The sequence below is a fragment of the Methylopila capsulata genome (assembly GCF_016907975.1).
Taxonomy (GTDB): domain Bacteria; phylum Pseudomonadota; class Alphaproteobacteria; order Rhizobiales; family Methylopilaceae; genus Methylopila; species Methylopila capsulata.
This window is the reverse complement of sequence record NZ_JAFBCY010000002.1, coordinates 279,511-293,314: the sequence shown is the minus strand read 5'-3', so window position 1 is coordinate 293,314 and position 13,804 is coordinate 279,511. Positions and strand designations below refer to the sequence as shown.

The 13,804-nt window shown below is 67.9% G+C and carries 13 protein-coding genes and 1 tRNA gene; 12 read left to right on the top strand and 2 right to left on the bottom strand.

Features of this window, described 5'->3' with window-relative positions:
• Positions 1 to 271 precede the first annotated feature (271 nt).
• Genes JOD31_RS07085 through JOD31_RS07075 form a run of 3 tightly spaced genes read left to right on the top strand, consistent with a single transcriptional unit; the run spans position 272 to position 4,298 of the window.
• Positions 272 to 2,755 (top strand): TonB-dependent receptor, encoded by a 2,484-nt coding sequence (locus JOD31_RS07085; protein WP_204949602.1) that lies wholly within the window; start codon positions 272 to 274, stop codon positions 2,753 to 2,755.
• Positions 2,756 to 2,781: 26 nt separating this feature from the next.
• On the top strand, positions 2,782 to 3,375 hold the full coding sequence (locus tag JOD31_RS07080) for a biliverdin-producing heme oxygenase (RefSeq protein ID WP_204949601.1): 594 nt from the start codon (positions 2,782 to 2,784) through the stop codon (positions 3,373 to 3,375).
• On the top strand, positions 3,372 to 4,298 hold the full coding sequence (locus JOD31_RS07075; RefSeq protein WP_204949600.1) for an energy transducer TonB family protein: 927 nt from the start codon (positions 3,372 to 3,374) through the stop codon (positions 4,296 to 4,298). The genes JOD31_RS07080 and JOD31_RS07075 overlap by 4 nt, the downstream gene beginning before the upstream one ends.
• Before the next feature lie 113 nt (positions 4,299 to 4,411).
• Here JOD31_RS07075 and JOD31_RS07070 read toward each other — a convergent pair whose 3' ends face one another.
• Both JOD31_RS07070 and JOD31_RS07065 read right to left on the bottom strand, forming a co-directional pair.
• Positions 4,412 to 6,217, bottom strand: coding sequence for a sensor domain-containing diguanylate cyclase (locus JOD31_RS07070; RefSeq protein WP_204949599.1), 1,806 nt, complete (start codon positions 6,215 to 6,217; stop codon positions 4,412 to 4,414).
• An 818-nt stretch (positions 6,218 to 7,035) separates the two neighbouring features.
• Positions 7,036 to 7,110: transfer RNA gene (locus JOD31_RS07065), tRNA-Gly, on the bottom strand.
• A gap of 110 nt (positions 7,111 to 7,220) precedes the next feature.
• Here JOD31_RS07065 and JOD31_RS07060 point away from each other — a divergent pair.
• The 9 genes from JOD31_RS07060 (at position 7,221) to proB (ending at position 13,704) form a co-directional block, all read left to right on the top strand.
• A complete protein-coding gene (locus JOD31_RS07060) occupies positions 7,221 to 7,910 on the top strand; it encodes a TIGR02117 family protein (RefSeq protein ID WP_204949598.1) in 690 nt (229 codons plus the stop codon).
• 196 nt (positions 7,911 to 8,106) lie between these two features.
• On the top strand, positions 8,107 to 8,430 hold the full coding sequence (gene rplU, locus JOD31_RS07055) for a 50S ribosomal protein L21 (RefSeq protein ID WP_103119556.1): 324 nt from the start codon (positions 8,107 to 8,109) through the stop codon (positions 8,428 to 8,430).
• A 25-nt stretch (positions 8,431 to 8,455) separates the two neighbouring features.
• Positions 8,456 to 8,731, top strand: a complete 276-nt coding sequence (gene rpmA, locus JOD31_RS07050) for a 50S ribosomal protein L27 (RefSeq protein ID WP_204949597.1) — start codon at positions 8,456 to 8,458, stop codon at positions 8,729 to 8,731.
• 132 nt (positions 8,732 to 8,863) lie between these two features.
• Positions 8,864 to 9,982 (top strand): GNAT family N-acetyltransferase, encoded by a 1,119-nt coding sequence (locus JOD31_RS07045; protein ID WP_204949596.1) that lies wholly within the window; start codon positions 8,864 to 8,866, stop codon positions 9,980 to 9,982.
• Positions 9,983 to 10,053: 71 nt separating this feature from the next.
• Positions 10,054 to 10,593 (top strand): DUF3833 family protein, encoded by a 540-nt coding sequence (locus tag JOD31_RS07040; protein WP_204949595.1) that lies wholly within the window; start codon positions 10,054 to 10,056, stop codon positions 10,591 to 10,593.
• Positions 10,594 to 10,827: 234 nt separating this feature from the next.
• Positions 10,828 to 11,874, top strand: a complete 1,047-nt coding sequence (gene obgE / locus JOD31_RS07035; RefSeq protein WP_204949594.1) for a GTPase ObgE — start codon at positions 10,828 to 10,830, stop codon at positions 11,872 to 11,874.
• Positions 11,875 to 11,915: 41 nt separating this feature from the next.
• The gene (locus tag JOD31_RS07030) at positions 11,916 to 12,185 is read left to right on the top strand and encodes a type II toxin-antitoxin system VapB family antitoxin (protein ID WP_204949593.1); all 270 of its coding nucleotides are present in this window, start codon (positions 11,916 to 11,918) and stop codon (positions 12,183 to 12,185) included.
• A complete protein-coding gene (locus tag JOD31_RS07025; RefSeq protein WP_204949592.1) occupies positions 12,182 to 12,583 on the top strand; it encodes a type II toxin-antitoxin system VapC family toxin in 402 nt (133 codons plus the stop codon). The genes JOD31_RS07030 and JOD31_RS07025 overlap by 4 nt, the downstream gene beginning before the upstream one ends.
• Entirely contained in the window at positions 12,580 to 13,704 is a 1,125-nt protein-coding gene (gene proB, locus JOD31_RS07020; RefSeq protein WP_204949591.1) for a glutamate 5-kinase, read from the top strand. Before JOD31_RS07025 ends, proB begins: the two co-directional genes overlap by 4 nt.
• Positions 13,705 to 13,804: the final 100 nt, after the last annotated feature.

The window sequence follows — 13,804 nt, the reverse complement described above, 5'->3', positions numbered from 1 at the left end:
CCTCTCCGTCTTGTCCCCGAACGCGCTTCACTGGAAGCGCGGCGAGGACTTGGGGGATTGAATGAACGCGCGTTGGTGCAGCGGCCGCAGGGGTCGGGAGCTCACGGTCTTGATGGCGGCTACGGCTTTGACAGCTTACGCCGCGGCGCCGGCGACGGCCCAAGCGGACGACGGCGCGCGACAGCAGGTCGCCGCTTTCTCGATACCCGCGCAGCCGCTCCCAAACGCTTTAAGCGCCTTCGGTCGCCAGGGGGGCATGCAAGTGTCCGCCATGTCGTCCGTGTCGCGCGGGGTGATCTCCGGTTCGGTGTCCGGCTCAATGTCGGCGGAGCAGGCGCTGGCGCGGCTGCTGGCCGGCACGGGGCTATCCTATCAGCTGACCTCCGGCCGCACTGTGGTGATCACTCGCACGGGCGGGGAAAAACCCTCCGACGCGCCGCCGGCGGACGGCTCGCTGGTGCTTGATCCGATCGACGTCACGGCGCGCCGTGGGGCGAACGCCGAGGACGCCGCCTACGTGACCCCCGGCTCGAGCAGTTACATTTCCGCCGAGAAGATCGACCGCTTCCGCGGAACCTCGCCAGGGGACTTCCTCGAGGGGAATCCGGGCGTCCTGGTCGGCGCCAAGCGAACCAGCGGCGCGGTCGACGTCAACATTCGCGGCATGCAGGGAATGGACCGCGTGCCGGTGACCGTGGACGGGGCCCAGCAGGCCAACACCGTCTATCGCGGCTACGCCGGCGTGGCGAGCCGCAGCTACATCGATCCCGATTTCATCGGCGGCGTGACCGTCGAGAAGGGGCCGAGCTTGGCGTCCGACGGCGCGGGGGCGACCGGCGGCGTGGTTCGGATGAGCACGATCAACGCCGACGACATCCTTCTCGACGGCAAGGACTACGGCGTGCGGGTCCGCGGCGGAGCCGTGGGCAACTCGACCCGTCCTCCAGCCCACGGCACGCGCGGCGGGATCAACGGGTCGCTGCTCGACAAGACCTACGACCCCGGCGCGCTGCCGAGTTCCTTCGCCTTTACCGATGGATTGAACCGGCCGTCGCTTCTCGACCCGAACTCCGGTTTTGGAAGCCTCACAGCGGCGGCTCGCAACGACCGGTTCGAGGTGGTCGCCGGAGCCGCGCGGCGTAAGCTCGGCAACTACTATGCCGGCAAGAAAGGCGACGACGGCGGCCGTGCGGTGAACGTCGTCCAGCCGGATGGAACCGTCCGGCCAACGCTCGGCGGGCTTACGCACTTCCAGCCGGGCGAAGAGGTTCTCAATACGTCCAACGACAGCGAATCCTATCTGCTGAAGGGCGTGCTGAAGCTCGACGGCGGCCACCGGCTGGAGCTCGCCTACACCAAGTATCTCAGCACTTACTATGAGATGTTCCCGTCTCAGGTCATTTGGTTCGGCGGCCCCTTTCAGGAAGCGCCAAGCAAGACCGACCTCGACACCTACACGGCGACCTACACCTGGAAGCCGGAGGATAACGACCTCATCGACCTGCGGGTCAATCTCTGGCGGTCCGACGTCAACTTCGACATCGCCCAGACGACGCCGATCGCGCTGCTCGGGAACGCCCTGTGGGTCACGAACACGGGGGTCGACGCGACGCGATGGGGCGCGAACGTCTCGAACGCGTCGCGCTTCGACACGTCCTTCGGCGCCTGGAAGTTCGACTACGGCTTCTCCTACACCGACGAGGACATGACTCAGATCCGGACCACGGAGCCGCTGCCGCCCTACTTCCCAGACCCGGTGAAGTATCCGGGCAAGGCCGGCGACCGGCAGGAATGGAGCGCGTTCGGTTCGGCCCAGTGGAGGCCGCTGCACTGGCTGACGCTGGACGCAGGCCTGCGCTACACGTCGACCAAGACCCATGACGACTGCGTCTATGAGATCGACAACATCTGTAAGGACACGTCGAATGACGGGTTCGCGCCGATCACGGCGGTCACCGTCGAGCCGTGGAAGGGCGTGCAGTTCTACGGACGCTACGCTGAGGCCATCCGCTCGCCGAGCCTCTACGAGGCGACCCGCGGCGAATCCTTCACGGTCTCGCCCTTCTTCGACCTCGTGCCTGAACACGCCAAGAACTGGGAGTTCGGCATGAACGTCCTGCGGAACGACGTTCTGCTCGAGGGCGACAAATTCCGGTTCAAGGCGGCCTATTTCGACAACGACATCAAGGACTACATCACCCGCACCTACGGCGGCGACACCAGCGGCGTGTTCACGCTGCGCAACATCGAGCGCGCGCGCTTCAAGGGCGTCGAGCTGTCCGCCGGCTACGACACCGGCCGATACTTCGCCGAGGCCAACTTCACCCGCTACCTCAAGACCCAGTTCTGCCTGACGGCTGCGGAGGCGGCCGAGCTCGGCGAGACCCGCTGCAACGAAGGCGGCGTGAACGCGGGTTACGCGCAGCTGCATGTGCCGCCGGAGAAGACCGCGGCGCTGACGCTCGGGGCGCGGTTCTTCGAAGAAAAGGTGACGCTGGGCGGTCGCGTCACCTACGTGAGCGGGCGCCCCGTGGAGGGCGTCAACGGCGGGTCTGGAACCGGATGGACGACGCTCACCTCCTGGCGGAACTACGCCCTCGTCGATCTGTTCACGAGTTGGAAGGTCAACGACCACCTGCTGGCCGAGCTGAACGTCGATAACCTGACGGACCGCTACTATGTGGACGCCCTCGCCGTGGGTCTCGTGCCGGCGCCGGGGCGCACCGTCCGGGCCGCGCTCACCGCAAAATTCTGAGGCTGACCCGCCCGGAGCAGACCATCATGACCCTTATCGCCGCCGCGGTCGGACTGCCGCGCACAAAACGCCTGAAGAGCGCCACCGAGCCCAGCCACGAACGGCTGGACCGCTTGATCATGGCCTGCGCTCCCTTCGCAAGCCGGGAACGCTATGGTCTGTTCCTCGCCGTCCAGCGCGCCTTCCACCACGACATCGAGGCGCTCTACGCCGAGCCCGCGCTCGACGCCTTGCTGCCCGATCTCGCCGGACGCCGAAGGTTGGGACAGATTGAGCAGGACCTCGCCGATCTCGGGGTCGCAGCGAGGGACGACGGCCCGCCCGCATTCGCCCGCGGCGCCGTCGACCTGCCCACGGCGCTCGGCTGGCTCTACGTGGCCGAGGGATCGAACCTCGGCGCGGCCTTCCTGCTGAAGGAGGCTGCGAAGCTCGGTCTGTCGGAGACGTTCGGAGCGCGCCATCTCGCGGGCGCGCCGGAGGGCCGAGGCCTGCACTGGCGCGCCTTCGCGTCGTCCCTCGACGCCGTCGCGCTGTCGGAGACGGAGGACGCCCGGGTCGTCGCCGGGGCCGAGGCCGCATTCCGCCGGGTCCGCGCCTGCGTTCAGGCGATGTTCGGATGACCTCGGCCGCCTGGACTTCGGCGCCCGCGTTCGCGGTCGCAAGGGTCCCGGAGGCGGAGCGTCGCTCACGCTGGAACGCGGCGGCGCTGTGGGGAGCGACCGGTCTCGCCGCGTTCGCGCTGCATGTGGCCGGGGCGCTGTGGCTGCTCCGCGCGCCGCCCGTTACGCCCGCCGATGGAGCCCCGCCCGCGGCGATCATGATCGAGCTCGCACCGGAGCCCGAGGCGGCCGCGACCGAGATCGACGAGGTCTCTCCGGACCTCGCATCTTCGGAGGCGAGCGCGCCGGCCGCCCCGACCGAGGCGGTCGCGGCGGAAACCGCGCCGGAGGCCCTGGCCGTCGAGGAGGCGTCCGAGGCCGCCCCCCAGGCCGAGTTCGCTTCGCCGGAGCCGGAGCTCGAGGCGGCGGAAGCTCAAAGCGAGGAGATCGTCTCGGAACAGGCCGAGGTTCTTCTGCCTCGCACGCGGCCAAAGCCTTCGCCGGACCGCGCAACGGAAACGTCCCGCCCTTCGCCGAAGCGCGAGGAACGGCGCGATCCCGTCCGTCCGACAGCCGCCGCCCGGACCGCGGCTAAGGCGCAGGCCCAGGTTCGCCAAGCGGAACGGACGGCTGCCTCCCAAAACTCATCGGGCGCGTCCGCGGCCAGTCTCGCCACCTGGCAGGCCCGATTGATGGCTCATCTGGAGCGTCGCAAGCGCTACCCCTCCGGGTCGCAAGCGCGGGGCGAGCGGGGCGTCGCCTATGTGCGCTTCACCATCGACGGCGCCGGAGCTGTCCGCGCCGCCTCGCTCGCCCGCTCGTCCGGATTTCCGGAACTGGACAGCGAGGTCGTGGCCCTCGTCCGGCGCGCCTCGCCTGTGCCCGCGCCGCCGCCGGGAGCCCAGAGGACCATCACGGCGCCGGTCCGGTTCTCGCCTCGCTAGCCTTGGTCGGCCGCGGCATCCGATCCAGAACCTGGCTCCGTCAACCTCGCTCGAGGCGATATGAGCTAGGCTCTCAATGTTCTATGGTTAGAAAAACGTATATGAGCCCTGCCTTATAAGGCGGTCGCTGCGAATACGGTTCGGTTTCGACCCGATGTCTTGGCCTCATAAAGGGCTTTGTCAGCGGTCGTCAGCAGTCGCTCAAGGTGGATGCATTTCGGCGACGCGCTCGTGGCGCCGATGCTTACCGTCGCGCGCAGGGAGCGATCATTAAACGACACTATTCTGCTCTCAACGGATTTTCTGATCCGCTCGGCGACCGAAATGGCTTCGTCCCGAGCGCATCGCGGCAGAAAAACGGCAAACTCTTCACCTCCCAGCCGGCCCACAATATCCTGCTTGCGAACGGATGCTTTAATCATGGCGGCCGTCTCCGAGAGAACCTGGTCCCCGGCGGGATGTCCGTACGTGTCATTGATTGATTTAAAGTGATCGATGTCGAGCATCAGCACGCTTGTCTGTCTCTGAGAGCGGGGTTGCCCGTCCTCCAGCTTGGACGTCCTTTCGAGGAAGGCGCGGCGCGTAAGAACGCCGGTCAGATGATCTTCGGTCGCAATGCGTTCGAACTCGCGGGCCAGGCGCTCGCGCTCTTCGTTGATGAGATACGTCTCGTGAATGTCTGTGCTTGTGCCGAACCAACGGGTGATCCGGCCCCTCTCGTCGCGAATTGGGAGGGCCATGACGCGCAGCCAGCGATATGCGCCAGAGCGATGGCGGAAGCGATAATCGATGTCATAGGGAGCGCCGGTGCTCCTGGCGTGTTCCCAAACCTCGGTGACGATCGGCCAGTGCTCCGGATAGACTAAGGCTTTCCACGTGTCTTCGGAGGTTTCTTCCGGCTGGATGCCAGTGAACTCGCTCCATCGCGTCGAAAAATAGTCGTGACGTCCTTCTGCGTCGCAGCTCCAGACGATCTGAGGCAGAGTTTCGGTCAAAGTCTGAAACTGAAAGCGGCTCTCGGCCAATGCCGAAGCCGTCTCCATCTGGTCCGTCACATCGATGATCACGCCCAGAAGCCGACTTACATCTCCGGCCTCGTCAAAGGCCGGCTTGGCGGATGTGATCACCCAGCGGGTCGGGCCGGCGGCCGCCTTGACGCGGTATTTGCATCTGTAGACCGCGCCGGTCTCAATCGCTTGGCTCAAGGCGTCGCTTACCCGCTGGCGGTCTTCGGGATGGATCGCGGCCATGAACTGGTCATCTGCAATGCCAGCCTCGCACGCGGTGACAGGAAGACCATAGGTACGGGCCACGCTGGCGTCCGCGACGGTCGTACGGCTCGCGACATCAAGCGTCCAAACGCCCACCATGCCTGACCCGTCCAGAGCGAGGCGCAGCCGTTGCTCGGCCTCGGAAAGGCTACGAACCCGATGGACAAAGGTCGTAACTTCAAACGCGATCCCCAAAACGGCCAGCACATCGCCGTTCGCACTCGTGATCGGCGTGAAATCCAAATCGAACCAGCGCGTAACGAACTGCCCGTGCCGCTTGATTTTGATAGGCTGCTTGCAAAATCTGAGCGCCCTTCCTTTCAGAACGGCTTCGAGGACGGACGAATAAAAAGCCGCGCTGTCGGGCAGAGCCTCCAGCACGGAGCGCCCATTCACGGCTCCGGTCGTTTCAGCGAATAATTCCTGGGCGCTGTCATTGGCGATGAGGACGCCTTTTTCTCCGACCAGCATCGCCATCGGAGAAGTGGAGCACGCCAGCAAGCGCGCTATCGCGACCAGCGCGACGTCCCAGTCCTCGAACCTGGGCAAGCCCGCCGCCGACCAGTCGACGGCGGCTTGAACTGCAAGCCAGCTCCCGATCGCCTGGGCGCTGGAATTCGAATCTGGTTCGTCAGCGAGATCGCTCATCCCTCGCGGCCCTCATTACGCGGGCCCCATCGATAAGGGCGACCGCTATGTCGAGCTTGTTTCGAATTGCGCTCATTCGAAAAATGAAGGTCCGTTAGTGAAGATTCAGTTGGAGCTGTTCAAAACGCACCCGAGGCATGCAGCTCTTTCGTCGCAACTGCTCAGGCTCAGTGGCCGCCTGCCGAAACGCGATGTCCCGCACAGCGCTTCCGATGGAAGCATCGGGGATACCAGGCTCAAAGAACCATTCGGGTAGCCGGCCTTTCGTCGGGCCACTGTTCCACCCCAGATGGCGTCGCCGCAAGGGCGGCGCGGCGCTTGTCCGCTCCGCCTCGCCGCCGACGAGGCAATTGTCGAGGGTATCGCCCGCGCAGAGCAGCCCGGCGGACCCGCGCAGAGTCAGTCACTTTAATACTGAACATCGACGGACAGGGTGCGGTCGACGAGCGCGGAGACCTTTCCCCGCCCGTCGAAGTTCTCGAAGGCGTCGTCGCTGCCGACGTTGCCAACGTCATTTCCAAGGGCACCGCTCATTGAGCGCCATCAAATTATCGAACGCCATCAAAAAAAGGCCCGCGCAAGTCAGCTACGCTTCGTAGCTCGGACCCGGGACCAGGAGCGGCCACGGCGATGCGGACAGCGGCGAGGAAGCTTGTGGCGAGACGGTCGTCGCGTGGCGACGCGCCGGCCGATCAGTCCGGGCCTGCCCATCCGTGAGCGCTTGGATCTTGCTGGCGCGCCCGCCGCACGAGCGGCCGACATAGCCCGAAAACGACGAAAGCCGCGGAGCTACCCGCGGCTTTCGTCGTTTTGTCGACTGGAGCGGGCGATGGGATTCGAACCCACGACCCCAACCTTGGCAAGGTTGTGCTCTACCCCTGAGCTACGCCCGCCCGCTTTCGTCGACCGTCGACGCTGCCGCCGACGAGGCGCTTCCTATGCCGCAGCCGCCGAAGGAATGCAAGGCGGGTATCGTCGCTTTTTTCGAACCTCGGAGAGGCCTGTGGACAGAGCGCGCGCGGCGCGGACGATCATCGCGGGTCTGCTCGGGCTGATCGAGGCCCTCGCCGTGGCAGGGGTGCTCTATCTCGGCGCCGCCGCGACCGGGTCGATCGCCTTCGGCCCCTCGATGACGGCGATGGCTGGCCGGCGGGTGACGATCTTCGTCGTCGACAACGGCTACCACATCGATCTCGTGCTCCCGACCATCGACCCGTCGAAGGACTGGCGGTCGCTGCTCGACGCGTCGCCCATCGCCACGCCCGGCCGCAACGCGCCCTATGTCGCGTTCGGCTGGGGCTCCCGCACGGCCTATGCCGAGGTCGGCGCGCTGACCGACCTCACCGTCGGCGCCATGCTGCGCGCGCTCGCCTTCGACCGGACGGTGATGCACGTGCTGCCGGTCGCGCGCGTCCGGGCGGACGGCGCCAACGTGCGGGCGGTGGGGATCGCCGCGCCGCTCTACGCCGCCATGACGGCGCGGATCGACGCCTCGTTCGCCCGCGACGCCGAAGGGCGCGTCCAGCCGCTCGCGGGGGCGACGCAGGGCTACGGCGACGCCTACTTCGCGGCCGTGGGCGCGTTTTCGCCGGTCCGCACCTGCAACGTCTGGGCCGGAGAGATGCTGCGCGCGGGCGGGGTCCCGGTCGGCGACTGGCCGCCGTTCTCAGCCCCGCTGATGAAGGGACTTTGACGTCGCCGCCGCGCGGGGGAGAGACGACGCTTCGCGGTTGACCGGAACCCCGCTCCCGCTGTAGAGACACGCGCTGGCGCGGTGGGACCTCTCATTCGCGCCATTCCGTTTGGGCGACACGACCCAGACTGACAAAAAGCCGCGCCAAGGGCATTCCGCCTCGGGAGCGCGTTATGAACACGGGACTTTGAAAACGATGTTCGCAGTCATCAAGACCGGCGGCAAGCAGCACCGGGTCGCCGAAGGCGACGTGATCACGGTCGGCAAGCTCGAGGGCGAGGCCGGCTCCACAGTGAATTTTGGCGAGATCCTCTTTATCGGTTCGGGCGACGACGTGACGTTCGGCGCGCCGTTCGTTTCGGGCGCTTCGGTTGCGGCCGAGATCGTCGAGCACGCGCGCGGCGCGAAGGTCATCGCCTTCAAGAAGCGCCGCCGCCAGAACTCGAAGCGCAAGCGCGGCCACCGTCAGGACCACACGATCGTCAAGATCGTCGGCCTGACCGGCGCCTCCAAGAACTGACCGGCTCGAGAAAAGGAGAACTCCGATGGCTCATAAGAAGGCAGGCGGCTCCTCCCGCAACGGCCGCGATTCCGCAGGCCGACGCCTCGGCGTGAAGAAGTTCGGCGGCGAGCACGTCATTCCGGGCAACATTCTCGTGCGTCAGCGCGGCACCAAGTGGCATCCGGGCGCCAATGTCGGCATGGGCAAGGACCATACGATTTTCGCGACCGTCGAAGGTCAGGTGCTGTTCGTATCGAAAGCCAACGGCCGCACTTACGTGAACGTGACCGCCGCCCAGGCGGCCGAAGCTGCGGAATGACGGCGGGTTGAAGCGACGCTTCCCGCCGGGCCCAACACCCCCGGCGGATCAAGACAGGACCGAATAGGTCCGGACCGACGGGGGAGACGGGCGACCGTTCTCCCCCGTCGCCGTTTCGGAAGGTCCGGTTCGATGTCGATGCTGTTCGATGAAGGTCTGTTGCTCGAAGACTGTACCACCGCGGAGACGATCGTCCGCCTCCGCCGCCTGACCCTGAACGACGCCCCGGCCATCGCCGCGGCCTTGAGCGACGTCGCCGTCGCCCGAAATCTCACGCAGGTCCCCCATCCCTACGGCCTCGACGACGCCGAAGCCTGGCTGAAGAGCGTCGCCGGGCGCCGCGACATGCTCGCGGCCGGCGTCTCGGTGGACGGCGTTCTCGCCGGCGTGGTCGCGATCGACGCCTCCGGCGTGACGCCGGAGCTCGGCTATTGGCTGGCTGCGCCCTTCCACGGCCGCGGGGTCGGCCGGCTGGCCGTGCGCGCCTTCGTCGACTTCGTCTTCGCCACGACCGACGTCGCGACGATCGCCGCCGGGCATATGCTCGACAACCCCGCCTCGGGGCGTCTTCTTGCGCGACTCGGGTTTCAGCCGACCGGCGAGACCGAGGTCTGCTCAAAGGCGCGCGGCGCGACCGTGCGGATCGCGACGTCGGCGCTTGCGCGCGCCGCCTGGGTCGACGGCCAGCCGGCGATCGAGACGCCGCGCCTCAGCCTGCGCATGCCGACGCGCGCCGACGTGGCCGAGATCGCAAGCGCCGCGGAGGCTCCGTTCGGCCTCGCCACGGCGCCCTTCGCCGAACTCGCCCTCACCGCGGACGCCCAGGCCCTCGTGTTGCGTGCGGCGCGCGAGATGCGGCCGACCAACCTCAGCCTGATCCTGCGGCTCAAGGATGAGCGGACGGTGGTGGGCGGCGTCGGCTGGCGGTCGGTGGAGCCGGGCGTGGTCGAGCTCGGCTTCTGGCTGGGCGCGGCCCACCGCGGCCGCGGCCTGATGGTGGAGGCGGCGCGGGCGACGCTCGAGGCGGCCTTCCTCGGCGGCGGCGCCAAGGCGGCGCGCGCCAACTGCCGGGCGAGCGACTGGGCCTCGCGCCAGGTGCTGATCCGCTGCGGCTTCCAGTGGGAGGGCTCGACGCTGGTGCGGCCCGCCTCCGGCGGCTCGCTGGCGGCGGATCGCTTCCGGCTCGACCGCGACACCTTCCTGTCGTTCCGGGAATGGGCGGCGTCGGACGTCCGCGCCTTCGGGGGCTGACGGGCGGCGCATCCGCGGCGGGACGGGCGACGTATCCACGTCGACCGTCCCGTCCGCCGGAGGCATCTTCCATGCGCGCTGTCCTTGCCGCTCTTGCTCTCCCCGTTGCTCTCGCCGCCTGCGCCGGCGCGCCGAAGGTCGTCGGCGAGGACGGCCCCGGGCCCGCCTTCGCGCTGGAGCGGACCTTCGCCGGACGGGGTACGGGGGAGGGCGTGTTCCGAAACACGCTCACCGGCTCGACCCGGCCGTTCAAGGTGGTCTTCAACGGCCGTCGCACCGCGCAGGGGCTCGATCTCGCCGAGGACATCGCCTACGCCGACGGCGAGACCGAGCGCCACGTCTGGCGCTTCCGCCGAGTCGGCCCCGGCCGCTACGAAGGCCGCCGTGACGACGTTGTGGGCGTCGCGACCGGTGTGGAGAGCGGCAACACCTTGCGCCTGTCCTACGACGTGAAGCTCAAGACCGGCGGAAGCACGGCGCAGGTGCATTTCGAGGACACGCTGGTGCGCCGCGGCCCCGGCGTCGTCGAGAACAAGGCCCGCGTGTCCAAGCTCGGGCTGCCCATTGGCACGGTCGACATCGTGATCCGCATGGCCGCTCCGCGCCGCTGACCTTGGGACGTTCGCTTACGCCAGAAATGTGCTAGAGCCTGCGCGAAAGCAGTTTGGCCAGTGGCCGGCTGCTGCGCACGGCCGCACGCCGCCATGCCCGCTTTTGGCGGGCGTCCACGAGCCTTTCCTGACGTCGAACGCGACGCTCAAGTCGTGGACGCCCGCCAAAAGCGGGCATGACGCGTTTGTCGCGAGCCTCGCGCGCCTGACACGCCAGACGACGAAGCGACGTTCATGAAATTCCTCGACCAAGCCAAAGTCTATGTGCGTTCCGGCGACGGGGGCGCCGGCTGCGTCTCGTTCCGGCGCGAGAAGTTCATCGAGTTCGGCGGCCCCGACGGCGGCGACGGCGGCCGCGGCGGCAGCGTCATCGTGGAGTGCGTGCAGGGCCTCAACACCCTGATCGACTACCGCTTCAAGCAGCATTTCAAGGCCAAGACCGGCGTCCACGGCATGGGCAAGAACCGCACCGGCGCGAACGGCGCGGACGTGGTCATGAAGGTGCCGGTGGGCACGCAGATCCTGGACGAGGACGAGGAGACGCTGCTCTTCGACTTCACCGAGATCGGTCAGCGCTACGTGCTCGCCAAGGGCGGCAACGGCGGCTTCGGCAACGCCTACTTCACCACCTCGACCAACCAGGCGCCGCGCCGCGCCAACCCCGGCCAGGAGGGCGAGGAGCGCTGGATCTGGCTGCGGCTGAAACTGATCGCCGACGCGGGCCTCGTCGGCCTGCCGAACGCCGGCAAGTCCACCTTCCTGGCCGCCGTCTCCGCCGCGAAGCCCAAGATCGCGGACTACCCCTTCACCACGCTGCACCCGAACCTCGGGGTGGTCGGCGTCGACGGCCGCGAGTTCGTGATGGCCGACATTCCCGGCCTGATCGAGGGCGCGCACGAGGGCGTCGGCCTCGGCGACCGCTTCCTCGGCCACGTCGAGCGCTGCCGCGTGCTGCTGCATCTGGTGGACGGGACCTCCGAGCACGCCGGCGAGGCCTACAAGGTGGTGCGGGCGGAGCTCGAGGCCTATGGCGGCGGGCTGACCGACAAGCCCGAGATCGTCGCGCTGTCCAAGGCCGACGCGCTCTCGCCGGAGCTCCGCAAGCAGCAGCTCCAGCGCCTGAAGCGCGCGGCGAAGAAGACGCCGGTGGTGCTCTCCGCCCAGTCCGGCGAGGCGATCGACGCGACGCTGCGCCAACTGCTCGGCGTGATCGACGAGGCCAAGGGCGTCGAGGCGGCCGAGGCCATGCCGCAGATCGCCGTGGAGGCGTGGCGGCCGTAACGGCGCGGGTGTATGCTAGCTCGTGTTCAAGGAGAGCTAGCATGGGACGCCAGCTGAACGTCCGTAACGACGAAGCCTACGAACTCGCGCACATCATTGCGCGCCGCGTCGGGCGGCCGGTGACCGACGTCGTCCGAGACGCCCTGCGGGTTTACGGCGAGACCCTGCCGGCGGTGGACGGCATGACCCCAACTCAGTTGCAGCGGTATGAATCGCTGCGCGCATTGGCGAAGCGCACCGCAGCGCAGGCGCTTCCCGGAGCCACCTCGGACCATGACGACCTGTACGACGAGTACGGTCTGCCGAAGTGATCGCTCTCGACACGTCCGCGATCATCGCGATCGCCCTGGCGGAGCCGGAAGAGGAGGCGTTCGTGCGGCTTGTCGCCAGGGGCGCGCTGGTCGGCGCTCCGACGCTGATCGAGGCCCGGGTCGTGCTGGCGGGCAAACTTGGATCGGACGGCAAGGCCTCGCTTTTCATGAACGACTTTCTCGACGATCCAACGCTGGAGGTCACGCCGTTCACGCTCGATCATTACCGCGCGGCCGATTTCGCGATCTCCCATTTCGGCAAGGGGCGCGGCACTAAGGCTCAGCTCGATCTCGGCGACTGCATGTCATACGCCGTCGCGAAACATCACCGTCTCCCGCTGCTCTTCAAGGGCGATGACTTTACCCACACCGACATCCAGCCGGCCTTCACAACGTGACCGCTCCCTCGCTCGCCTCCTTCAACCGCATCGTCGTCAAGATCGGCTCGGCGCTGCTCGTCGACCAGGTCGCGGGCGCGCTCAAGCGCGCCTGGCTGGAAAGCCTCGCGGCCGATCTCGCACGCCACGCCGCACGTGGTGCGGAGGTGATCGTGGTGTCGTCGGGGGCGATCGCGCTCGGCCGCACGGTGCTCGGGCTGCCGCGCGGCGCGCTGCGGCTGGAGGACAGCCAGGCCGCCGCCGCGGTGGGACAGATCGCGTTGGCCCGCGCGTGGTCCGAGGTTCTGGGTGATCACAGGTTAACCGCAGGTCAACTTTTGCTGACACTCGGCGACACCGAGGAGCGGCGGCGTTACCTCAACGCGCGCGCCACGCTCGCCCGCCTGCTGGCGCTGAAGGCGATCCCGGTCGTCAATGAGAACGACACGGTCGCGACCTCCGAGATCCGCTATGGCGACAACGACCGGCTGGCGGCCCGCGTCGCGTCCATGGCGAGCGCGGACTGCCTTGTGCTGCTTTCCGACATCGACGGGCTCTACACCGCCCCCCCGGCCCAGGATCCGACCGCGACGCTGATCCCGATCGTCGAGCGCGTGAACGCCTCGGTGGAGTCGATCGCCGGCGGGGCGGCGTCGGAGTTTTCGCGCGGGGGGATGCGCACCAAGGTCGAGGCCGCCCGGATCGCGACCGGCGCGGGCATCCACATGATGATCGCCTCCGGCAAGGTCGACAGCCCGCTCTCGGTGGTGGAGCAGGGCGGGCGCTGCACCTGGTTCCTGCCGAGCGAGAACCCGACGCAGGCCCGGAAGCGCTGGATCGCCGGCGTGCTCGCCCCCCGCGGCGCGATCTTCGTCGACGCAGGCGCCGCCACCGCGCTCAACCATGGACGCTCGCTGCTGCCCGCGGGCGTGCTGCGCGTCGAGGGCGAGTTCGCCCGCGGCGACGCCGTGGTTGTGCGGGCGCCGGACGGCGAGGAGCTTGCGCGCGGCCTCGTCGCCTACGACGCCGCCGACGCCGAACGGCTCGTGGGCAAGCCGACCGCCGCCATCGAGGAGATCCTCGGCTTCCGGGGGCGCTCGGCGATCATCCACCGCGACGATCTCGTCCTGACGGGGGCGTAAAGCGCGCTGTCGTCCTCCGGCTTGACCGGAGAACCCACCGGCGACGTCGAACGCGACGGCTGACATCGACGGTCCGCTCAAGCCGGACCATGACCGCGGC

Coding starts and splice junctions, on each gene's coding strand:
- JOD31_RS07085 (WP_204949602.1), top strand. CDS start 272: ATGTCGTCCGTGTCGCGCGGGGTGATCTCCGGTTCGGTGTCCGGCTCA.
- JOD31_RS07080 (WP_204949601.1), top strand. CDS start 2,782: ATGACCCTTATCGCCGCCGCGGTCGGACTGCCGCGCACAAAACGCCTG.
- JOD31_RS07075 (WP_204949600.1), top strand. CDS start 3,372: ATGACCTCGGCCGCCTGGACTTCGGCGCCCGCGTTCGCGGTCGCAAGG.
- JOD31_RS07070 (WP_204949599.1), bottom strand. CDS start 6,217: ATGAGCGATCTCGCTGACGAACCAGATTCGAATTCCAGCGCCCAGGCG.
- rplU (WP_103119556.1), top strand. CDS start 8,107: ATGTTCGCAGTCATCAAGACCGGCGGCAAGCAGCACCGGGTCGCCGAA.
- rpmA (WP_204949597.1), top strand. CDS start 8,456: ATGGCTCATAAGAAGGCAGGCGGCTCCTCCCGCAACGGCCGCGATTCC.
- JOD31_RS07045 (WP_204949596.1), top strand. CDS start 8,864: ATGTCGATGCTGTTCGATGAAGGTCTGTTGCTCGAAGACTGTACCACC.
- JOD31_RS07040 (WP_204949595.1), top strand. CDS start 10,054: ATGCGCGCTGTCCTTGCCGCTCTTGCTCTCCCCGTTGCTCTCGCCGCC.
- obgE (WP_204949594.1), top strand. CDS start 10,828: ATGAAATTCCTCGACCAAGCCAAAGTCTATGTGCGTTCCGGCGACGGG.
- JOD31_RS07030 (WP_204949593.1), top strand. CDS start 11,916: ATGGGACGCCAGCTGAACGTCCGTAACGACGAAGCCTACGAACTCGCG.